General features: G+C 64.1%; 19 protein-coding genes. 10 read left to right on the forward strand and 9 right to left on the reverse strand.

Features of this window, described 5'->3' with window-relative positions; translation table 11 throughout:
* The first annotated feature begins 8 nt into the window (after positions 1 to 8).
* Genes AC1DX4_RS03315 through AC1DX4_RS03325 form a run of 3 tightly spaced genes read left to right on the forward strand, consistent with a single transcriptional unit; the run spans position 9 to position 1,646 of the window.
* The gene (locus tag AC1DX4_RS03315; protein ID WP_477218941.1) at positions 9 to 605 is read left to right on the forward strand and encodes an NADPH-dependent FMN reductase; all 597 of its coding nucleotides are present in this window, start codon (positions 9 to 11) and stop codon (positions 603 to 605) included.
* Between the two features lie 11 nt (positions 606 to 616).
* Complete coding sequence (pyrF, locus tag AC1DX4_RS03320; protein ID WP_477219115.1) at positions 617 to 1,330, forward strand: orotidine-5'-phosphate decarboxylase; 714 nt, start codon at positions 617 to 619, stop codon at positions 1,328 to 1,330.
* A gap of 28 nt (positions 1,331 to 1,358) precedes the next feature.
* A complete protein-coding gene (locus tag AC1DX4_RS03325) occupies positions 1,359 to 1,646 on the forward strand; it encodes a DUF1330 domain-containing protein (RefSeq protein ID WP_477218942.1) in 288 nt (95 codons plus the stop codon).
* A 16-nt stretch (positions 1,647 to 1,662) separates the two neighbouring features.
* Here AC1DX4_RS03325 and AC1DX4_RS03330 read toward each other — a convergent pair whose 3' ends face one another.
* Entirely contained in the window at positions 1,663 to 2,409 is a 747-nt protein-coding gene (locus AC1DX4_RS03330) for a GntR family transcriptional regulator (RefSeq protein ID WP_477218943.1), read from the reverse strand.
* A 78-nt stretch (positions 2,410 to 2,487) separates the two neighbouring features.
* Here AC1DX4_RS03330 and AC1DX4_RS03335 point away from each other — a divergent pair, with 78 nt between their 5' ends.
* The 4 genes from AC1DX4_RS03335 to AC1DX4_RS03350 all read left to right on the forward strand — a co-directional run bounded on the left by AC1DX4_RS03335 (position 2,488) and on the right by AC1DX4_RS03350 (position 4,344).
* On the forward strand, positions 2,488 to 3,024 hold the full coding sequence (locus AC1DX4_RS03335) for an autotransporter (protein WP_477218944.1): 537 nt from the start codon (positions 2,488 to 2,490) through the stop codon (positions 3,022 to 3,024).
* Positions 3,025 to 3,126: 102 nt separating this feature from the next.
* Positions 3,127 to 3,447, forward strand: a complete 321-nt coding sequence (locus AC1DX4_RS03340) for an ArsR/SmtB family transcription factor (protein ID WP_027062292.1) — start codon at positions 3,127 to 3,129, stop codon at positions 3,445 to 3,447.
* Complete coding sequence (locus tag AC1DX4_RS03345) at positions 3,444 to 3,911, forward strand: SRPBCC family protein (RefSeq protein WP_027032227.1); 468 nt, start codon at positions 3,444 to 3,446, stop codon at positions 3,909 to 3,911. The genes AC1DX4_RS03340 and AC1DX4_RS03345 overlap by 4 nt, the downstream gene beginning before the upstream one ends.
* Positions 3,912 to 3,927: 16 nt before the next feature.
* Positions 3,928 to 4,344, forward strand: a complete 417-nt coding sequence (locus AC1DX4_RS03350; protein WP_477218945.1) for a GFA family protein — start codon at positions 3,928 to 3,930, stop codon at positions 4,342 to 4,344.
* A 24-nt stretch (positions 4,345 to 4,368) separates the two neighbouring features.
* Here AC1DX4_RS03350 and AC1DX4_RS03355 read toward each other — a convergent pair whose 3' ends face one another.
* The 8 genes from AC1DX4_RS03355 to AC1DX4_RS03390 all read right to left on the reverse strand — a co-directional run bounded on the left by AC1DX4_RS03355 (position 4,369) and on the right by AC1DX4_RS03390 (position 13,723).
* Positions 4,369 to 5,637, reverse strand: a complete 1,269-nt coding sequence (locus AC1DX4_RS03355) for a low temperature requirement protein A (protein WP_477218946.1) — start codon at positions 5,635 to 5,637, stop codon at positions 4,369 to 4,371.
* Between the two features lie 171 nt (positions 5,638 to 5,808).
* Entirely contained in the window at positions 5,809 to 6,882 is a 1,074-nt protein-coding gene (locus AC1DX4_RS03360; RefSeq protein WP_477218947.1) for a D-alanine--D-alanine ligase family protein, read from the reverse strand.
* 147 nt (positions 6,883 to 7,029) lie between these two features.
* Positions 7,030 to 7,902, reverse strand: a complete 873-nt coding sequence (locus AC1DX4_RS03365) for an SMP-30/gluconolactonase/LRE family protein (protein ID WP_477218948.1) — start codon at positions 7,900 to 7,902, stop codon at positions 7,030 to 7,032.
* Positions 7,902 to 8,540: a 2-dehydro-3-deoxy-6-phosphogalactonate aldolase gene (locus AC1DX4_RS03370; RefSeq protein WP_477218949.1), complete on the reverse strand. Its 639-nt coding sequence runs from the start codon at positions 8,538 to 8,540 to the stop codon at positions 7,902 to 7,904. Before AC1DX4_RS03370 ends, AC1DX4_RS03365 begins: the two co-directional genes overlap by 1 nt.
* Positions 8,537 to 9,496 carry a 2-dehydro-3-deoxygalactonokinase gene (locus tag AC1DX4_RS03375; protein ID WP_477218950.1) on the reverse strand — a complete coding sequence of 320 codons (960 nt, stop codon included), beginning with the start codon at positions 9,494 to 9,496 and terminating at the stop codon, positions 8,537 to 8,539. The genes AC1DX4_RS03370 and AC1DX4_RS03375 overlap by 4 nt, the downstream gene beginning before the upstream one ends.
* Positions 9,493 to 10,260, reverse strand: a complete 768-nt coding sequence (locus AC1DX4_RS03380) for an SDR family NAD(P)-dependent oxidoreductase (RefSeq protein WP_477218951.1) — start codon at positions 10,258 to 10,260, stop codon at positions 9,493 to 9,495. The genes AC1DX4_RS03375 and AC1DX4_RS03380 overlap by 4 nt, the downstream gene beginning before the upstream one ends.
* Before the next feature lie 164 nt (positions 10,261 to 10,424).
* Positions 10,425 to 11,774, reverse strand: a complete 1,350-nt coding sequence (locus AC1DX4_RS03385) for a putative bifunctional diguanylate cyclase/phosphodiesterase (RefSeq protein WP_477218952.1) — start codon at positions 11,772 to 11,774, stop codon at positions 10,425 to 10,427.
* Positions 11,775 to 11,926: 152 nt separating this feature from the next.
* The gene (locus tag AC1DX4_RS03390) at positions 11,927 to 13,723 is read right to left on the reverse strand and encodes a GtrA family protein (RefSeq protein WP_477218953.1); all 1,797 of its coding nucleotides are present in this window, start codon (positions 13,721 to 13,723) and stop codon (positions 11,927 to 11,929) included.
* A gap of 165 nt (positions 13,724 to 13,888) precedes the next feature.
* Between AC1DX4_RS03390 and AC1DX4_RS03395 the strand changes: the two genes are divergently transcribed.
* From AC1DX4_RS03395 to gshB, 3 genes are all read left to right on the forward strand, one after another.
* A complete protein-coding gene (locus AC1DX4_RS03395) occupies positions 13,889 to 14,899 on the forward strand; it encodes a glycosyltransferase (RefSeq protein ID WP_477218954.1) in 1,011 nt (336 codons plus the stop codon).
* Between the two features lie 4 nt (positions 14,900 to 14,903).
* Positions 14,904 to 15,278, forward strand: a complete 375-nt coding sequence (locus AC1DX4_RS03400) for a GtrA family protein (RefSeq protein WP_477218955.1) — start codon at positions 14,904 to 14,906, stop codon at positions 15,276 to 15,278.
* Positions 15,279 to 15,349: 71 nt separating this feature from the next.
* The gene (gshB, locus tag AC1DX4_RS03405; protein WP_477218956.1) at positions 15,350 to 16,291 is read left to right on the forward strand and encodes a glutathione synthase; all 942 of its coding nucleotides are present in this window, start codon (positions 15,350 to 15,352) and stop codon (positions 16,289 to 16,291) included.
* The last annotated feature ends 150 nt before the right edge of the window (positions 16,292 to 16,441 follow it).

The following is a 16,441-nucleotide window of genomic DNA, read 5'->3' on the forward strand; positions in this document are numbered from 1 at the left end:
GGTGGCCAATGGCAGTGATCCCGAAAATCCTCGTCTTCGCCGGCTCGGTGCGCAGCGGCGCCTATAGCGGCAGGACCGCCGACGTGGCGCAGAAGGAACTTGCGGTGCAAGGCGCCGAGGTGACCCGCATTTCGCTCGCCGACTATCCCTTGCCGATCCTCGACGAGGATCTGGAGAAGGAGAAGGGTGTCCCCGAAAACGCCCAGAAGCTCGCGCGGCTGATCATCGCCCATGACGGGCTGCTGATCGCCACGCCCGAATATAACGGCTCGATCCCGCCGCTGCTCAAGAACACGATCGACTGGGTGAGCCGGGTGCGCCGGGATGGCGGCCGGACGGTCAGGCCGCTTGCCGGCAAGGTTGCCGGCCTGTGCTCGTCCTCCAACGGCCACTTCGCCGGCATACGCTGCATCAACCATCTGCGCGCCGTGCTGGTGCGCTGCCAGATGGAGGTGGTGACGCCGGAATGCTCGGTGCCGGACGGCGGCGACGCCTTTGACGAAGGCGGCAATTTTCGTGACGAAAGACTGTACAAATCGATGGAGCACCTATGCCGCACACTGATCGAAACCTCGCGCATGCTGTCGACGCGGATCGAGGCGTGATCGCCGCAACCATGCACACCCAATCCATGCAGGCCCACTCCATGAAGGAAAGACTGATCGTCGGCCTCGACGTGCCGACCGTGAAAGAGGCCGAGCAGGCGGTGCGCGAACTCGACGGCGTCGTCTCCTTCTACAAGATCGGCTATCAGCTGGCCTTTGCCGGCGGATTGGACTTCGCCAGGGAACTGGCCAGCGGCGGGACAAAGATCTTCCTCGATATGAAGCTGCTCGACATCGACCACACGGTGGCCAAGGGCGTCGAGAACATCGTCAAGATGGGCATGACCATGCTGACCATCCACGCCTATCCGAAGGCGATGAAGGCGGCGGTGGAAGCGGCCAGGGGCAGCGAGCTTTGCCTGCTTGCCGTCAGCGTGCTGACCTCGATGGACGAGCAGGACATGATCGATGTCGGCTATGAGTATGACCCGCACACGCTCGTGCTCAGGCGCTCGGAACAGGCTCTGCATGCCGGCATGGGCGGCATTGTCTGCTCGGCGGCGGAGGCCGAAGCGGTGCGCCGCATCGTCGGCCCCGACATGGCGGTGGTGACGCCCGGCATCCGGCCGGCAGGCAGCGACCATGGCGACCAGAAACGCGTGGTGACGCCGGCGCAAGCGATCCGCAACGGCGCCAGCCACCTCGTCGTCGCCCGCCCGATCGTTGCGGCGGCCAATCGACGCGAGGCTGCGCAAGCCATCCTTGATGAAATGCGCTCGGCCTGACGCCCAGATAGAAACTCGGAGAAGAACAATGCCAAAGGGATACTGGGTCGCTCGTGTCGATGTGCGCGATGCCGAAGGCTACAAGGACTATGTCGCCGCCGCCAAACCCGTCTTCGAGCGGTTCGGCGCGAAGTTCCTGGCGCGCGGCGGCGAGCATGAAAAGGCCGAAGGGCCAGGACGTGCGCGCAACGTCATCATCGAATTCGAGTCGCTCGCCGCGGCGCATGACTGCTACCACTCGCCGGAGTATCAGCGCGCGGTCGCCATCCGCCAGAAGGTCGCCGACGGTGAGATCGTGCTGGTCGAAGGCGCCTGAGGCTTACTGGCCGGCTTCAGACGAAATCCTGAAGGTTGACGTCGCGCAGCTTGGCGCCGCCAAGCAACGCGCCGATCAGCTGGTGCTTCAGCGTCAGGCACTGCGATCGGGCAAGTTTGACGATGCCGGGGACGTCGCTCTTTTCGCAGGCCTGCAGCAATTGCTTCTGCTGCTCGATGATCAGCGGCATGAAATCGCGCGACTTGAAGCCGAGATGGAGCGCCCGTTCCGACTGGTCGAGGATCTGGCTGAGAAGCCGTGCCAGCCGCAAATTACCGGAAAGCTCGACAATCGCCAGGCGAAAGGCACGATCGGCGGCGAAGAAGGCAACCGGACTGCGCAGCGTCTCGGGCTTCAGCACCTTTCTGGCTACGAACCTGATCTCGTCCAGTCCGCGCTCGGTGATATCGGTGGTGGCAACCCGGAACACTTCCGGCTCGATCAGGCTGCGGACATCGAAGATCTCGTTGACGTCGCGCAAGGTCAGCGTCGTAATGACATAGCCGCGGCGCGGCTCGCTCCGGACTAGGCCTTCCTGCATGAGACGGGCCAGAGCCGAACGGATCGTCGCCTTCTTGATGCCGTAGCGCGCCTCGATCTGCTTTTCGGTCAACGCTTCACCGGGCAACAGGACGCAAGCGACGATATCGCTCTTCAGCTGTTCGTAGGCCTGTTCGCTGCGCAGCACATCCGCTGACGACAGCGCCGTGGTCCCGCCGGGGGACGCGGCCGATTTCGATGGCGTGGCCTTTGGCGGCGTCATGCTTCTCTCGCTTTGCACCGGCCTTGACAGTGGCCATCTTAGCTATGCTAACTGAGCATCTCAGTAAGGAGCTGTGGCATGCCTCTATCCGCCGACTCCCCTCTCTATCCCGCGATCAAGGATATCGTCAACGCGGCTGCAGGCTCTCATCCCTTCGATGAGGTCAAGGCCGTCTTGAGCGACTACATCAATCGCTTCCATGCGCTCGGCGGACTTGTCCATGAGGAGGATGAGGACGAGCTGCTGCTGCATGCCAGCCCTGGGCTGACGATCTACCACATCACACTTTCGCCCGGGGTGCAGTATCCGCCGCACAATCATCGGATGGACGCCTTGATCGGCATCTACTGGGGCGGCGAGACCAATTTCACCTACAAGCTGGCCGGCGATCAGGTCGACGAGCCGGAGCGGCAGGATTTTGCGGCGCCGGCGCTGGTGCGCATGTCTTCCAACACCATCCACTCGGTCGCCAATACCGGCAGTGCCCGCTCCGGAGCCCTGCATGTCTATCTCGGGGATCTGCCAGGCACCGATCGCCAACTGTGGAGCCTGGCCGACAATCGGCCGGAGCCGTTCGACAACATCCGGTACATGGCTGGCGCGCGGCCCATTTAGCAATCGATATCCGAGTCCGAATACCCTTGCGGGGCTGGACGATCGGTGATTGACATGCAGGTATTTACCTGCATATTGTGACCTCACAACAGAGTGAGGCTGATGGACGCCGACAAGGTTTTCAAAGCGCTGGGCGACCCGACACGCAGAAGGCTGCTCGACCTTCTCTGCGAGAAGAACGGGCAGACGCTTGGCGAGCTTTGCGAACATCTCGACATGGCAAGGCAATCCGCCACCCAGCACATCGACCTGCTGGAGGCGGCCAATCTGGTGAGCACGGTCAAGCGTGGCCGCGAAAAGCTGCACTTCATCAACCCGGTGCCGCTGCACGAAGTCTACGAGCGCTGGGTGCGAAAATTCGAACGGCAGCGGCTCAGCCTGCTGCACGACCTGAAACAAGAACTAGAAGGAGACGACCAATGACCACCAGAGAGACGACCAGTTTTGTCTACGTGACCTACATCCGCTCGACTCCAGAGAAAGTGTTCGAGGCCATAACCAGGCCCGATATCGCACGGCGCTATTGGGGCCACGAGAACGTCTCCGACTGGAAGCCGGGATCGAAGTGGGAACATATCCGCGCCAATGATGAGCGCACCGTCCAGATCGTCGGCAAGGTCGTTGAGGTCTCGCCGCCGACCCGTCTCGTGATGACCTGGGCGAGCCCCTCGCAGGCCGCCGATCCTGCAAGCTACAGCCGGGTGACCTTCGGCATCGAGGAATACGACGCCATGGTCCGGCTGACCGTCACCCATGACGAACTCGAAGCCGGCTCCGGCATGGCGAAAGGCATCAGCCAGGGCTGGCCGGTTGTGCTGTCCAGCCTGAAATCCCTGCTGGAAACCGGCAGTGGCATCGACGTTTTCGCCAAGCCGAAATCGGCCTGATCCAGGAGGACCAACAATGACCAAACGCTATACAGGCGGCTGCGCATGTGGAGCCATTCGCTATGAGACGAGCAGCGAGCCGATCTTCCAGAACCATTGCCAATGCCTGGATTGCCAGAAGCGCGCCGGCACCGGCCACGGATCCTACCTGACCTTTGGCCGGCGCGCCGATATGGCAATCACCGGCGAGGCAAGCACCTGGCGGGTGGCCGGCGACAGCGGCAACGAAAAAATCCACGCCTTCTGCCCGACATGCGGAACGCCGGTCTTTCTGACATTCGTCGCCATGCCAGAGCTGATAACGGTCCACGCCACCAGCCTCGACGACCCCAGCGTTTTCGAGCCGCGGGTGGTCACCTACACGATCCGCGGCCATGGCTGGGATAGGACCGATCCCTCGCTGCAGACATTCGAGCGAATGCCTCGGGGATAAATTCACTAGCAAACCCGCGGTTGGCTAATGCCGTGCCGAGTGCTCGTCGCTGGCGAGCGCTTCGGTCTGATGCCGGTGTCCGCGCGCTTCGTAGCCGACGACGGTGACGGCCGGCGCCAGCATGAGGATGACGAGGCAAACCGCCATGTCGACGCCGGCGGACGCGGCAAGGATGGCAACCGCCACGACCGCCGCGGTCGCGACCAGCAGCCAGATGTGGAACGGGTCGAACCGCCGGACGAGATAGGTGTAGAGCGCATAGATCGCCGCCAGGAAGACACTGACGGGAATTGCCGTGGCAAGCAGCGTCGCAAGCGGGCCGATATGCGCCTTGTGCTCGATGAAATAGGCCGCGACATGCAGGCCGGCGCCGGTCGCAACAATTGCCGCGACGATCAGCATCTGGCCATAGCCCCAGACGAAGGCGCGGTTGCGGTGGGCATGCAATATCGGTGCCGATGGCAAGATATAATAGACCCACCACATGCCGAATGTGAGCCCGGTGCCGGCGATGCAGACCAGAGCCGCATCCACGGTCCAGCCTTGCTCCTCGACCACCGCCGACAGGCTCGCGAGCGTACCGACGACGCCCTCGCCCAAAGCGATGATGGCGAACAGGCTGTAGCGCTCGGCCATGTGGTGCGCATGCCAGGGCGTGCCGCCATCGCTGCGTTCGGCAACCACTGGCCCCGCCAGTTCGATGAGGCCAAGGATGACGGCCAGTATGATGCTGGTGGAGACCGGGAAATCGACGACGATCTGCACCACCCAGCCGATCTGGGCGATGGCGATGGCCGTGGCATAGGTCAGGCAGGCGCGGCGCCGGGCGGGGTCTTGTCTCGCGGCGCGCAGCCACTGGAAGATCATCGCCACCCGCATGATCACATAGCCGAACACCATCACCGAATTGTCGAGATGCTCGCCATGCTCGATGGAGGCGAACATGCGCGGCAGGCCGATCGCCAGCACCAGCACGCCGATCATCTGCACCATGGTGACGAGGCGGAAAACCCAGTCGTCCGTGTCATAGGCCGAGGAGAACCAGGAGAAATTGATCCAGGCCCAGCAGATGGCGAAGCTGGCGAAAGCGAAGCCGAGCAAGGCGGCCGTGGTGTGGCCTTCGGCCAGTGCGTGGGCAAGCTGCGAGGAGGCAAAGCTGAATGCCGTCACGAAGGTCAGGTCGAACAGAAGTTCGAGCGGGGTGGCGACACGATGCCCCTCATGCGGATCGCGCCCGACCATGCGCCTGATGTGATGGTGCAGGGTTTCGGAACCGACAGGCGTGGTGTTCATCGCGCGGTCTTCGTTGGAGCCTGTTTATCTGACGCAATCCGAACGGCTTCACACTTTTACCGGAAACTGCCCCATGGTCGTCAGCCGACACTAGAGGCAGGAAAGACAGCGTCAAGGCGCGCAACCAGGACCGCAAGCTGCCAAGTGAAATGGGTGCGGTATAGGCCGCGCCTAGACGCTGCGGCGCTGGCCGGTAAGCCGACTGGCGGCGGTCTCAGCCATGGCGTCGGCAAGCTCCAGGTCCCATTGTGACCGGCAATAGGCGCGGAAATCGAAGCAGGGCAGGCCGGGGCAGACCTCGAACTCGATCAGGTGGACCGTGTCATCGGCCTCAACGCGCAGGTCGACCGAGAACACGTCGCGCAGGCCGAGCCCGCTGATCAGCTGGCTGGCGATCGCCCTGATCCTGGCGTCCGCGATCGGCTGGACATCGGCAACCGCGACGAGCTCCGGTTCGACATAGTGTCCTGCCGCCTTGGCGGCCTCGCCGGTTTCGCCGTAGAGCGCCATACTGTCCGCCATGGTCTGGAAATCGGCGCCGGAATCGACAAAGGCGACGCCGAGCGCTTCGACACCAACTTGCGGCGTCAGTCCGAGGAAGCTGGCGCGCACATTGCGGCCGGCGACATAGGGCTGCACGACGACGTCGTCGCGATAGGCGGCGAACACCCGCCGGCTAAGCTCCAGTGCGTGGCCGAGGTCGCTGCTGCGCGAATCCGGCCAGATGCCGATCTTGGCGCCAAGCCGGTTGGGCTTGACGAACCAGCCAGCGGCGGAGGCCGGCGGCTCGACCAGCCATTTGCCATCCCGGGCAAGGCCGGCCTGCGGCACCGGCAGGCCGAGCGCGCCAAGCACGGCGCCGGAGCGGAATTTGTCCTGGCAGAGTGCGAACAGCGAATCATCGGCGCCGATCGTCCTCAATCCGTTGAGCCGGGCCAGCGCGGGTGCCGCGCCGCCACGGAAATAGGCGATGCCGTCGGACAGCGTCCAGACCAGCGTGTTCTGCGCATCCGCACCCTCGAGCGCCTCGGTGGCATCGTCGAGCGCCACCGGCGCAAAGGCGAGACCGCGCGCCTCGCAGGCGGCGGCAAGGGCACCGAATTCGAGGGCGATATCCGTCGACTGCGCCAGATAGGACGAGATTTCGGTGGCGCGCTGTGGCGCGTAGCCGTCTGATATCAAGCGGTCGAAGCAAGCCTTTTCCGGCTCGTAGACAAGGATCAGCTTTGGCTTGTGGTTCGACATGAACGATTCCCGGCAGTGCGATCGCCTACCATCGCACGGCCGCAGCAGACGGCTTTCGCGAAATCGACCCGAGCCGGACGCTTGGGTGACAGCAGCGCTCTGGATATGGGCCGCGACTATCGCCCCAGTCTGTTCAGGCGATCTCTGTTAGGCGATCAGCACGCGCGGTTCGAACCGGCCATTGACCGGAATTTCGATAAGGAAGGTCATGCCCGCTTGCGGATCGAGCTGACGCTGTTTCTCGTCCTTGCCCTTCCAGGCCGAGGTCACCGCCAGCCGATCGGCCTTGGCGCCGACAAAGGCAGGGCAGGACGCCTGCGTCACCGGCATGGGAATTTCGCGCAGCAATCTGCCTTCGGGCGAATAGGCCTTCACCGCCTTGCCGCCCCAGACGGCATTCCACAGCACGCCGTCGCGGTCGACGACGGAGCCGTCGACGTAGCCCTTCGAAGAACGATGGTCGACGAACACCTTTGGCTCGCCAACCGGCAGGCCGGTGGCCGGATCGCAGGCGGTACGCATCAAAAGGCCGGTCGCGGTGTCGGTGTAATAGGCGATCGTCCCGTCCTGCGAAAAACAGATCGAGTTCGACACGGTGATACCGGTGTAGAGCGTGCGCAGCTCGCCCTTGAAAAACCAGTAGATCGAGCCGGCGCCCTTGCTCTCGTCCTTGGCCATGGTGCCGACCCAAAAGGCACCGCAGGGGTGGACACGCGAATCGTTGGAGCGGGTGAGCGGATTATCGGCCTCGATCGGCGTGTGCAGCGTCATCTTGCCGGTCGCGACGTCGCGAACAAAAAGCCCGGTCTCGGTGGCGATCAGCTGGCGCTGGTCGTCGATGATGGCGATGGCGCTCGCCATCTGGCCAAGCTCATGGATCTTCAGGGCGCCCGTGAGTGGCTTTTCCAGAAGCTTGCCGTTGACGATGTCGAACCAGAACAGCGCATCGGTGGCGGGATCGTAGCTCGGCCCCTCGCCGAGTTGGCAGATGTGATCGGAAAAAACCGAAACCTCGCTCATCATGCGTCTCCGAACACCGCATCCCAGGCTGCCACGGCAGCGTGCGCCCGCGCGGCCACCTCATCGACACTCATGCCGGGCTTGAACAGGCTGGAGCCGAGGCCGAAGACCGTGACCCCGACCGCCTTGTAGCCGGCAAAGTCCTTCTCGGAAACACCGCCCACGGCACCGACCAAAGTCTGCGCCGGCAGCACCGCCCGGATCGCCGAAATGCCTGATGCACCCAGCGCGCTCGCCGGGAAGAATTTTAGCGCCGAAGCGCCTAACCGGATCGCCTGGAACGCCTCGGTCGGTGTGAACACGCCGGGCATGGTCACCATGCCGTAATGCATGGCGCGCGCCATCACCTCGGCATCGATGTTGGGGCTGACCAGGAGCCGCCCGCCGGCCTGGTGCAGACCGTCGACATCGGCTGCCGTCAGCACCGTGCCGGCGCCGACCAGGGCCGACTTCGGCAGCACTTGGACAATCCTGGCGATGGACGAGAAGGGCTGGGGCGAGTTGAGCGGCACTTCGATCGCCTCGATGCCGGCATCGAACAGCGCCTGCCCCATGGCAATCGCTTCAGTGGCTTTCAGGCCGCGCAGGATGGCGACCAGCCCGCGCTTGAGTTTCGGAAAGGCAGCGGTCTCGGTCATGCCAAGGCTCCGGTTCTGGGGATCATGCCGTTCTCGCGCGCGGCCTCGACAAGGCCCGCGCGCACCGCTTCATCCGCGTCGACGGTGCGGAAGGCAAGCCCCGCAAGGTCGAGTGCGGCCTGGTAGAGTACTGCGAGCGCACCCGAGGCGATCAGCACGACCGGCGCATCGCCGGCGCCATAGCGGCGCTTCGCCGAGGCGATCTCGCCGCCGATCAAAAGCCCGGACAGGCAGGCCGCCGCATCCTCAGACTTCAGGTCCTGCAGGAGCCCGGCGGCACGGATGGCAAACAGTTTTGACGTGACGTCGCCGCCCTCGCCAAGCGACCGTTCGCACCATTGCCGGAAGAACGGACTGTCCGCGGCCACCGGAGCCGGATGCTCGCCCAGCGAATGCTTGAGGATCGAATGCGCTGATAGCACCGAAAACAGTTCGCCGGTCGGCCATGTGCCGAAGCCGGCCACCGCGCCGTCCTCGACCACGACCCATTTCGAATGCGTGCCCGGCATGCAGGCAAGATGCCGCCCCTTTGCCGGCAAACCAGCACCGGCAAGCTGTGTTTCCTCACCACGCATGACATCCGGCGCGTCGGCCAGACGCTGGGCGAGGCCCGGCACGATGCGGATGTCGCGTTTCTGATCAGCCACCCGGGCGGCACCGCCGAGAATAGCGCCGATCGGCGCAGGCACGGTCACATAGGGCGCCTCGATCCAGCCCTGGCGGGAGCCAGCCATGCCGCAGATGATGACGGGTAGCGTTTCCGGCGCGCCCATGGCGGCCAGATGGCCTTCCAGCACGTTCGAAAATCCTTTTTCACGCGCGGTGATCAGGCCGTCATCGCCGCGACGCTCGGCAATCACCTTGCCGCTGCCGTCGATCAGCCATGCCCGGAGCCGGGTCGTGCCCCAATCGAGTGCCGCTACCGCCGGAGTGTTGCTGGCAAACCCTTGGCTCACAGGAAGCCTCCGTCGACAACAAGCATTTGCGCCGTCAGCATGCGCGAGGCATCCGAGGCCAGGAACAGTACCGTGCCGACCATGTCGTCCGGGCGCATCACATCCTTGATGCACTGCTTGGCCACATGGGCTTCAAGCGCCCCTTCCGTCACCCAACGTTCCTGCTGCCGTTCGGTGATCACCCAGCCGGGCGCGACGGCGTTGACGCGGATGCGGTCGGGCCCAAGCTTGCCGGCCAGCCCCTTGGTCAAGCCGAGGATGCCCGCCTTGGCGGCGGTATAGGCCGGCATGTCGGGGTGATTGATCAGGTAGGATGTCGAGGTGAAATTGATGATCGAGCCGCCGCCGGCCCGCTTCATGCCCGGCGCCACCGCCTGCGCGGTGAAGAAATGTGGCCGCAGGTTGATCGCCTGGTTGTTGTCCCAGAACTCCACCGTCACGTCCTCGACGGCGTGGCGCTCGTCCCAGGCGGCATTGTTGATCAGCACGGTGACATCGCCATGCACTTCTGCCGCTTTGGCCGCCGAGACGCGCAAAGCATCGATATCGCGCAGGTCGGTCTTGAGGTAGAGCGGCCGCCGCTTGAAGTCTCTCTCGATGCGGTCGGCAAGCAACGTGCTCGGGCCATCGGCGATGTCAATAAAGGCGACATTGGCGCCCTGGCGGACAAAACCCTCGGTCAGCGCCGCGCCGATCCCGGAGCCGCCGCCGGTGATCAGTACCGAGGCTCCCTTGAGGTCGGCAAAATCCGCCGATGGCATCATGTCTATTCTCTCCGCGCTTAACCGGCGCGCATCCTAGCCACGCAAGTCGCGCGGGCAAGGGCGAAAAGCTGGATTTGCGGCTTATGTCAGACAAAACGACAATGCGCCGCACTGGAAGCGCGCGGCGGAATCGGCGGAATGCTGATTACGTCGAAAATCGCCGGTCAGATCGCCTTGGCGCGCAAGGCGCCACGGAAGGAATCGCGGAGATAGCCGAGCGTGGCGTCGGCATCGACCGGCTTGCCAAAGAGATAACCCTGCCCGCCGGCGCAGCCGAACTGGACGAGGCGATCGGCCTGCGCTTCCTCTTCGATGCCTTCGGCGACCACATCCATGCCGAGCCCCTCGCACATGGCGAGAATGGCGCGGATGATGTGCTCGGACGGGCGATCATCGAGAATGGAGGAGACGAAGGCGCGGTCGATCTTGAGCTTGTCGAAATGGAATTCGCGCAAGCGGCCGAGCGAGGACTGGCCGGTGCCGAAATCGTCGAGCGAGACGCGGATGCCAACGCGGCGCAGATCGTCGACGATCTGAGCGGCCGAGGCCGGGTCGTTCATCAGGCCGGTCTCGGTGATCTCGATCTCCAGCCGGCGCGGATCGAAGCCGGTGCGGTCGAGGATCGCCAATATGTGCAGGCCGGTGTTCTGGTCGACGAGCTGCGAGGGCGACAGGTTGAACGACAGGAACAAGTCCTTCGGCCAGCTCCTGGCCGCCTCGGTCGCCTTGCGCAGCACCAGCTGCGACAGCGGGCCGATAATGCCGCGTTCCTCGGCGATGGGAATGAAGACCGTCGGCGGCACCGCACCGAGATCGCGATCGGTCCAGCGCGCCAGCGTCTCGAAGCCGATGGTGCGGCGCGTGTTGAGGTCGACGATCGGCTGGAAGTGTGGCTCGACCTCGCCGGCCGAAACGGCGCGGCGCAGCGCCTGCTCGATGCGGGTGACGCGCTTGGCAGCTTCTTCCATCTCGCGCGTGTAGACGACGACGCGGCCACGGCCGGAACGCTTGGCGTGGTAGAGCGCCGTCTCGGCCTTGTTGACGAGGATTTCGGTGGTCTCGTCGCCGGAATAAAACAGCGAGCAGCCGACCGAGGCCGAGAGCCTGGCGGTGCGTTCGCCGACATCGTAAGGCGCCGACAGGATCTCGATCAGCATGCGGGATTTTTCCGCAGCCGCCTCCTCGGAAAACACCAGCGGATAGAGGAAGGCGAATTCGTCGGCGCCGATGCGGCAGACCGTCGAATGGCCGTCCATCGAGGCGCGCAGCCGCATCGCGACCTGGATCAGTATGTCGTCACCGGCCTTGTGGCCGAACAGATCGTTGATCGGCTTGAAGCCGTCGAGGTCGAGAATCCCTACCGTGAAGGGTGCGGGATCGTCGGCACGATCGCTGATCAGGCGATCGACCTTGTCGAAGAAGCGGCGATGGTTGCCAAGCCCGGTCAACGGATCGGTGAATGCCAGATCCGTGCTTTCCCTGTTTGCCTGACCGGTGCCAAACGAAGTTTGCATCGGTGTCCCTGTTTGCGACGTCGGATTTCTTTCCAGACTGTCAGCAAACCCTTTAGGAAACGTATCCCCAAATCGATTATTCGCGGGTAAAATGCATTGCCTTGGGGAAGGTCGATGCAACTGGGGTCAACCCCTTGTTTTCAGACCGATCTTCAGCCGTTTGGCCGGACGCGATAGAGCTCAAGCGGAGCGCCACGGGTCTGCGCCACCGGCTCCAGCCAGTCCGGCACGCTGCCGCGCATCAGCCCGGCCAGGAAACCGTCCGGCGCCTTGGCCGCGAACAGCCGGCTTTCCGTGTTGCCGCGGCAGAGTGCGACAAGGCCGACATGGTGGCTTTCGACGATGGCTTTGGCGTCGCTGGCAGAGCCCAGCAAGGCGTCGAACACCAGCAGGTTGCCGGCGACGTTACGGTGGTAGGGCCCGGCGAAGACGCGATGGCCGGTGAAGGCGAGGATCGGCGAGCCGAGATTGGAGATGGCAAGGACCGTGGTGGGGGCCATCGCGCCAAGTGCGGCGAACGATGCCTTGCTGTTGCAAGGCGCATCGATGCTGGAGTCCTGGACAGGTGCGCCGGCCTCGAAAGCGCTCGATGCGGCCTCGGCGGCGCCCGACCAGATTGAGTTCACCGAGATCAGCCAGGCCGCGGCCATCCGGAGCACCGAGCCGCTGGACGGGCTGGTCTCGGCCCGCTGCCGCCATTTGGCGATCCAGGCCGAAAGCGGGATCACCGCAAAGGCGATGGAGAAGGTCGAGCCGCGCACTTCCCAGGCGCTGACCAGGACCGCCACCACCAGCAATGCGCCGACCAGGCTGTCCTGCCGCCGCCAGCCACCACGGCTGAAACGAAGCGCCATCAGGACGATCGCCACCAGCGGCGTGGCAAAGCGCGCCACCGCCCTTGCCGGGTCATCGGCGACGAGCTGGGCGATCGACTGCGCCTCTTCGATATAGCCGAGCCACATCTGCTGCAGGCGGGGGTCGAGATGAGCGTAAGGCGCCGCCAGGCATTGCGGGAACAGCAGCACCACGACGAGAGCGAGAGCGACGGCAAGCAAGCCAAGCGCCATCAGGCGCCGGGCAGCCGTGGCGTTGGCGACCCTCAAGGAGGCGATGACAGCCAGTCCAACGCCGGCAAGCCCGGTGACGGCGAACTGCACGACCGAGAATGTGTCGCACTGAGCCTGACCCCAGGATGACACCGGGACTGTGGTGACGAAGACGACAGCCGAAACGCCGGCGACGCCGAGGCCGAAATCTCTGGCGATCAGCCTTTCGCCGTCGCCCTTGACGAGAAACAGCAGCGCGACGGCGGCGCCGAGGGTTCCGGCATAGGGAGCGCTTTCCATGCCGATGGCCAGGGTCAGCGTGGCGCAGATGCCGGCGACAAAGGCGGCCGGCCGGCGCGTGGGCGCCTCGAGCAGCAGAGCGAGGCTCGCCAGCGTCAGCATCAGCTGGACATTGTGGTGATCGAGCGCACCCGGCGAGAAAATGCCGATGTAATACAGGGCCGCGCCACCGACGACGGCAGCGGGCAGCACCGCGTGCGGGCCGGCGAAAGCGCGCGCGGCACGGATGATGAAGAAGACAGCGAGCCAGAATTGCAGGGCGGGCCAGAGTATCTGCACGATCTGTTCGGCGAGAGCGGTGCTGCCCGTCACGGCGGATACGGCAAGAATGCTCAGCGCCAGCGGCGCGTCGAGCAGCCGCGACCAGTGCATGACGAAGCCGCCTTCCAGCCCCATCCGGTACTGATGCAGGTCGAACCAGCCCTGGCCGCCCATGAGGTCGCGGACTTCGACCAGCTGCAGCAGGCTATCATTGTCGCCCGCCGGATTGGCCAGTTGCGGGAACCCGGCATGGGCATTGAGGGCCAGCAGCAGCAAGGCGGCAAGCAGCGCGAACGCGATATCGGACCTCCCCGTGGAAGTTCCGTCCCTTGCTGTGCTCATCCCCGGGCGCCCTTGGCGGGAATGCCGGGCCTTTCCAGGCCAATCGACACTCATGAAGTCGGCCTTAAACCTAGCCTTAACGGCTTCAATAAATAGTAAAACCGCCTTGAGAAGGCCGGTTTCCGGCGCGCGGCCGTGTGGTCGACAAGGCATTCGGAGACGAAAATGCCGCAAGACGTCCGCCAAGAGCCTGTCATCGCCGTGCTGCTGCCTTGCTACAATGAGGAGCTGACCATCGCCGAGGTGGTGCGGCGGTTCCGCGAGACGCTGCCGGCTGCCACCATCTATGTCTACGACAACAATTCGAAGGATCTGACCGCCCTGCGTGCCCGTGCGGCCGGCGCCATCGTGGTGCGCGAGCCACGCCAGGGCAAAGGCAATGTGGTGCGGCGCATGTTCGCCGACATCGACGCCGACATCTATCTGATGGCCGATGGCGACGGCACCTATGCGCCCGAGGACGCGCCGCAGCTGATCAACACGCTTTTGACCGAACGCTCCGACATGGTGGTGGGCATCAGGCGCGGCGTCACCGACGATGCCGGAAGGGCCGGCCATGCTTTCGGCAACCGCGTCTTCAACAGCCTCTACAAATGGCTGTTCGGCAACGATTTCACCGACATCTTCTCCGGCTACCGCGTCTTCACCAGGCGCTTCGTCAAGAGCTTTCCGGCCGTCTCCGGCGGCTTCGAGATCGAGACCGAAATGTCGGTGCATGCCTCGCAGCTCAAACTTCCGGTCAGCGAAATCGCCCTCGACTATGGCCGCCGGCCGGAGGGCTCGTCGTCGAAACTGTCGACCTTCCGCGATGGTGCAAAAATCCTCTGGATGTTCGCAATGCTGATGAAGGAGACGCAACCGCTGCGCTTTTTCGGCGCCTTTTCGCTGTTCTTCCTGGCCTCGAGCCTGTTCCTGATGGCGCCGGTTCTGGTCGAGTTCGCCGAAACCGGCCTTGTCCCGCGCATGCCGACCTGGGTGCTGTCGGTCGGCCTTCTGCTCTTGTCCATGCTGGCGGCGGTGACCGGACTGATCCTTGATTCCGTCTCACGCGGTCGCGCCGAGCAGAAGCGTATTTTCTACCTGTCCATGCCTTCGGGTCGGGTCGAGCGGCGCGCCAGCGCGATCGCACCCGCCGCGGCAAAGGCCGCGCCGGGCAAGACACCCCGGGCAGCCTGAGGCAGTGAGCCGCCTCGTCCGCTTTGTCTTCGCCGGCGGCATCGGCTTCGTCGCTGACGCGGCGGCACTCTGGCTGCTGCTCGCCGTCACGCCGCTCGGACCGTTCGTCGCCCGCATGCTGTCGATCGGCTTCGCGCTTTGCGTCACCTGGCAGCTCAACCGGCATCTGACGTTCTCGCCGTCAAACAGGGGGATGGCACAGGAAGGCGCCCGCTATGGCGGCGTCGGCATCGCCACCAGCATCGTCAATTATCTCGTCTATTCGGCCATGCTGTTCGCGGTGCCGGCGACCCCGCCGTTGGCGGCCCTTGCCGTCGCTTCGCTGGTCGCGATGACACTGTCCTTCCTTGGTTACTCGCGGCTGGTCTTCGACCGTTAAAGCTCTGGCCCGATTGGCAGAAGGCGCGGCGACCCTTATATCGCTCTCGTCGACTGCGTTGGGGACCCGCCATGAAGCTGAAAATCGCCGTCCAGATGGACCATATCTCCACCGTGTCGATCGCCGGCGACACGTCGTTCGCGCTGTCGCTGGAAGCGCAGCGGCGCGGCCATCAATTGTTCCACTACACGCCCGACCGGCTGTCGCTGCGCGACGGCAAGGTGTTCGCCCGCATCGAGGAGATGCAGGTGCGCGACGAGAAGGGCAACCATTACTCGCTGGGCGAGAAGGTGCGCACCGACCTGTCAGAGATGGACGTCATCCTGCTGCGCCAGGATCCGCCCTTCGACATGAATTATATCACCACCACGCACATCCTCGAGCGCATCCACCCGAAGACACTGGTCGTCAACGACCCGGCCTGGGTGCGCAACAGCCCGGAAAAGATTTTCGTCACCGAATTTTCCGACCTGATGCCGGACACGCTGATCACCAAGGATCCGCTTGAGGTCGYCGCCTTCCGCAAGGAGTTCGGCGACATCATCGTCAAGCCACTCTATGGCAATGGCGGCGCCGGCGTCTTCCACCTGCTCGAGGGTGACCGCAACCTCGCCTCGCTCTTGGAAATGTTCGGCCAGCTGTCCCGCGAGCCCTATATCGTGCAGCGCTACCTCAAGGACGTGCGCAAGGGCGACAAGCGCATCATCCTGATCGACGGCGAGCCGGTCGGCGCCATCAACCGCGTGCCGGCCGAGCACGATTCCCGTTCCAATATGCATGTCGGCGGCCGCGCCGAGAAAACCGAACTGACCGAACGCGAGCGCGAGATCTGCGCCCGCATCGGCCCGTCGCTGAAAGAACGCGGCTTCATCCTGGTCGGCATCGACGTCATCGGCGACTACATGACCGAGATCAACGTGACCTCGCCGACCGGCGTGCGCGAGGTGCAGCGTTTCGGCGGCGCCGACATTGCCAGCCTGTTCTGGGACGCGGTCGAGGGCAAGCGGAAGTAGCCTCCGACACCTGCCGCATGCACGATCCCCGGGAGGAGACACGTGGCAAGCATCCTATATAATAATCTATTTTTAATACTTTCCATTTGTTTTGGAGTTGCGGCGTCCCTGGTCAATTTTTTTGGATTGAGCAGCATGAAAGGTAGATTT

This window comes from Mesorhizobium sp. P3_A8, from assembly GCF_056402995.1.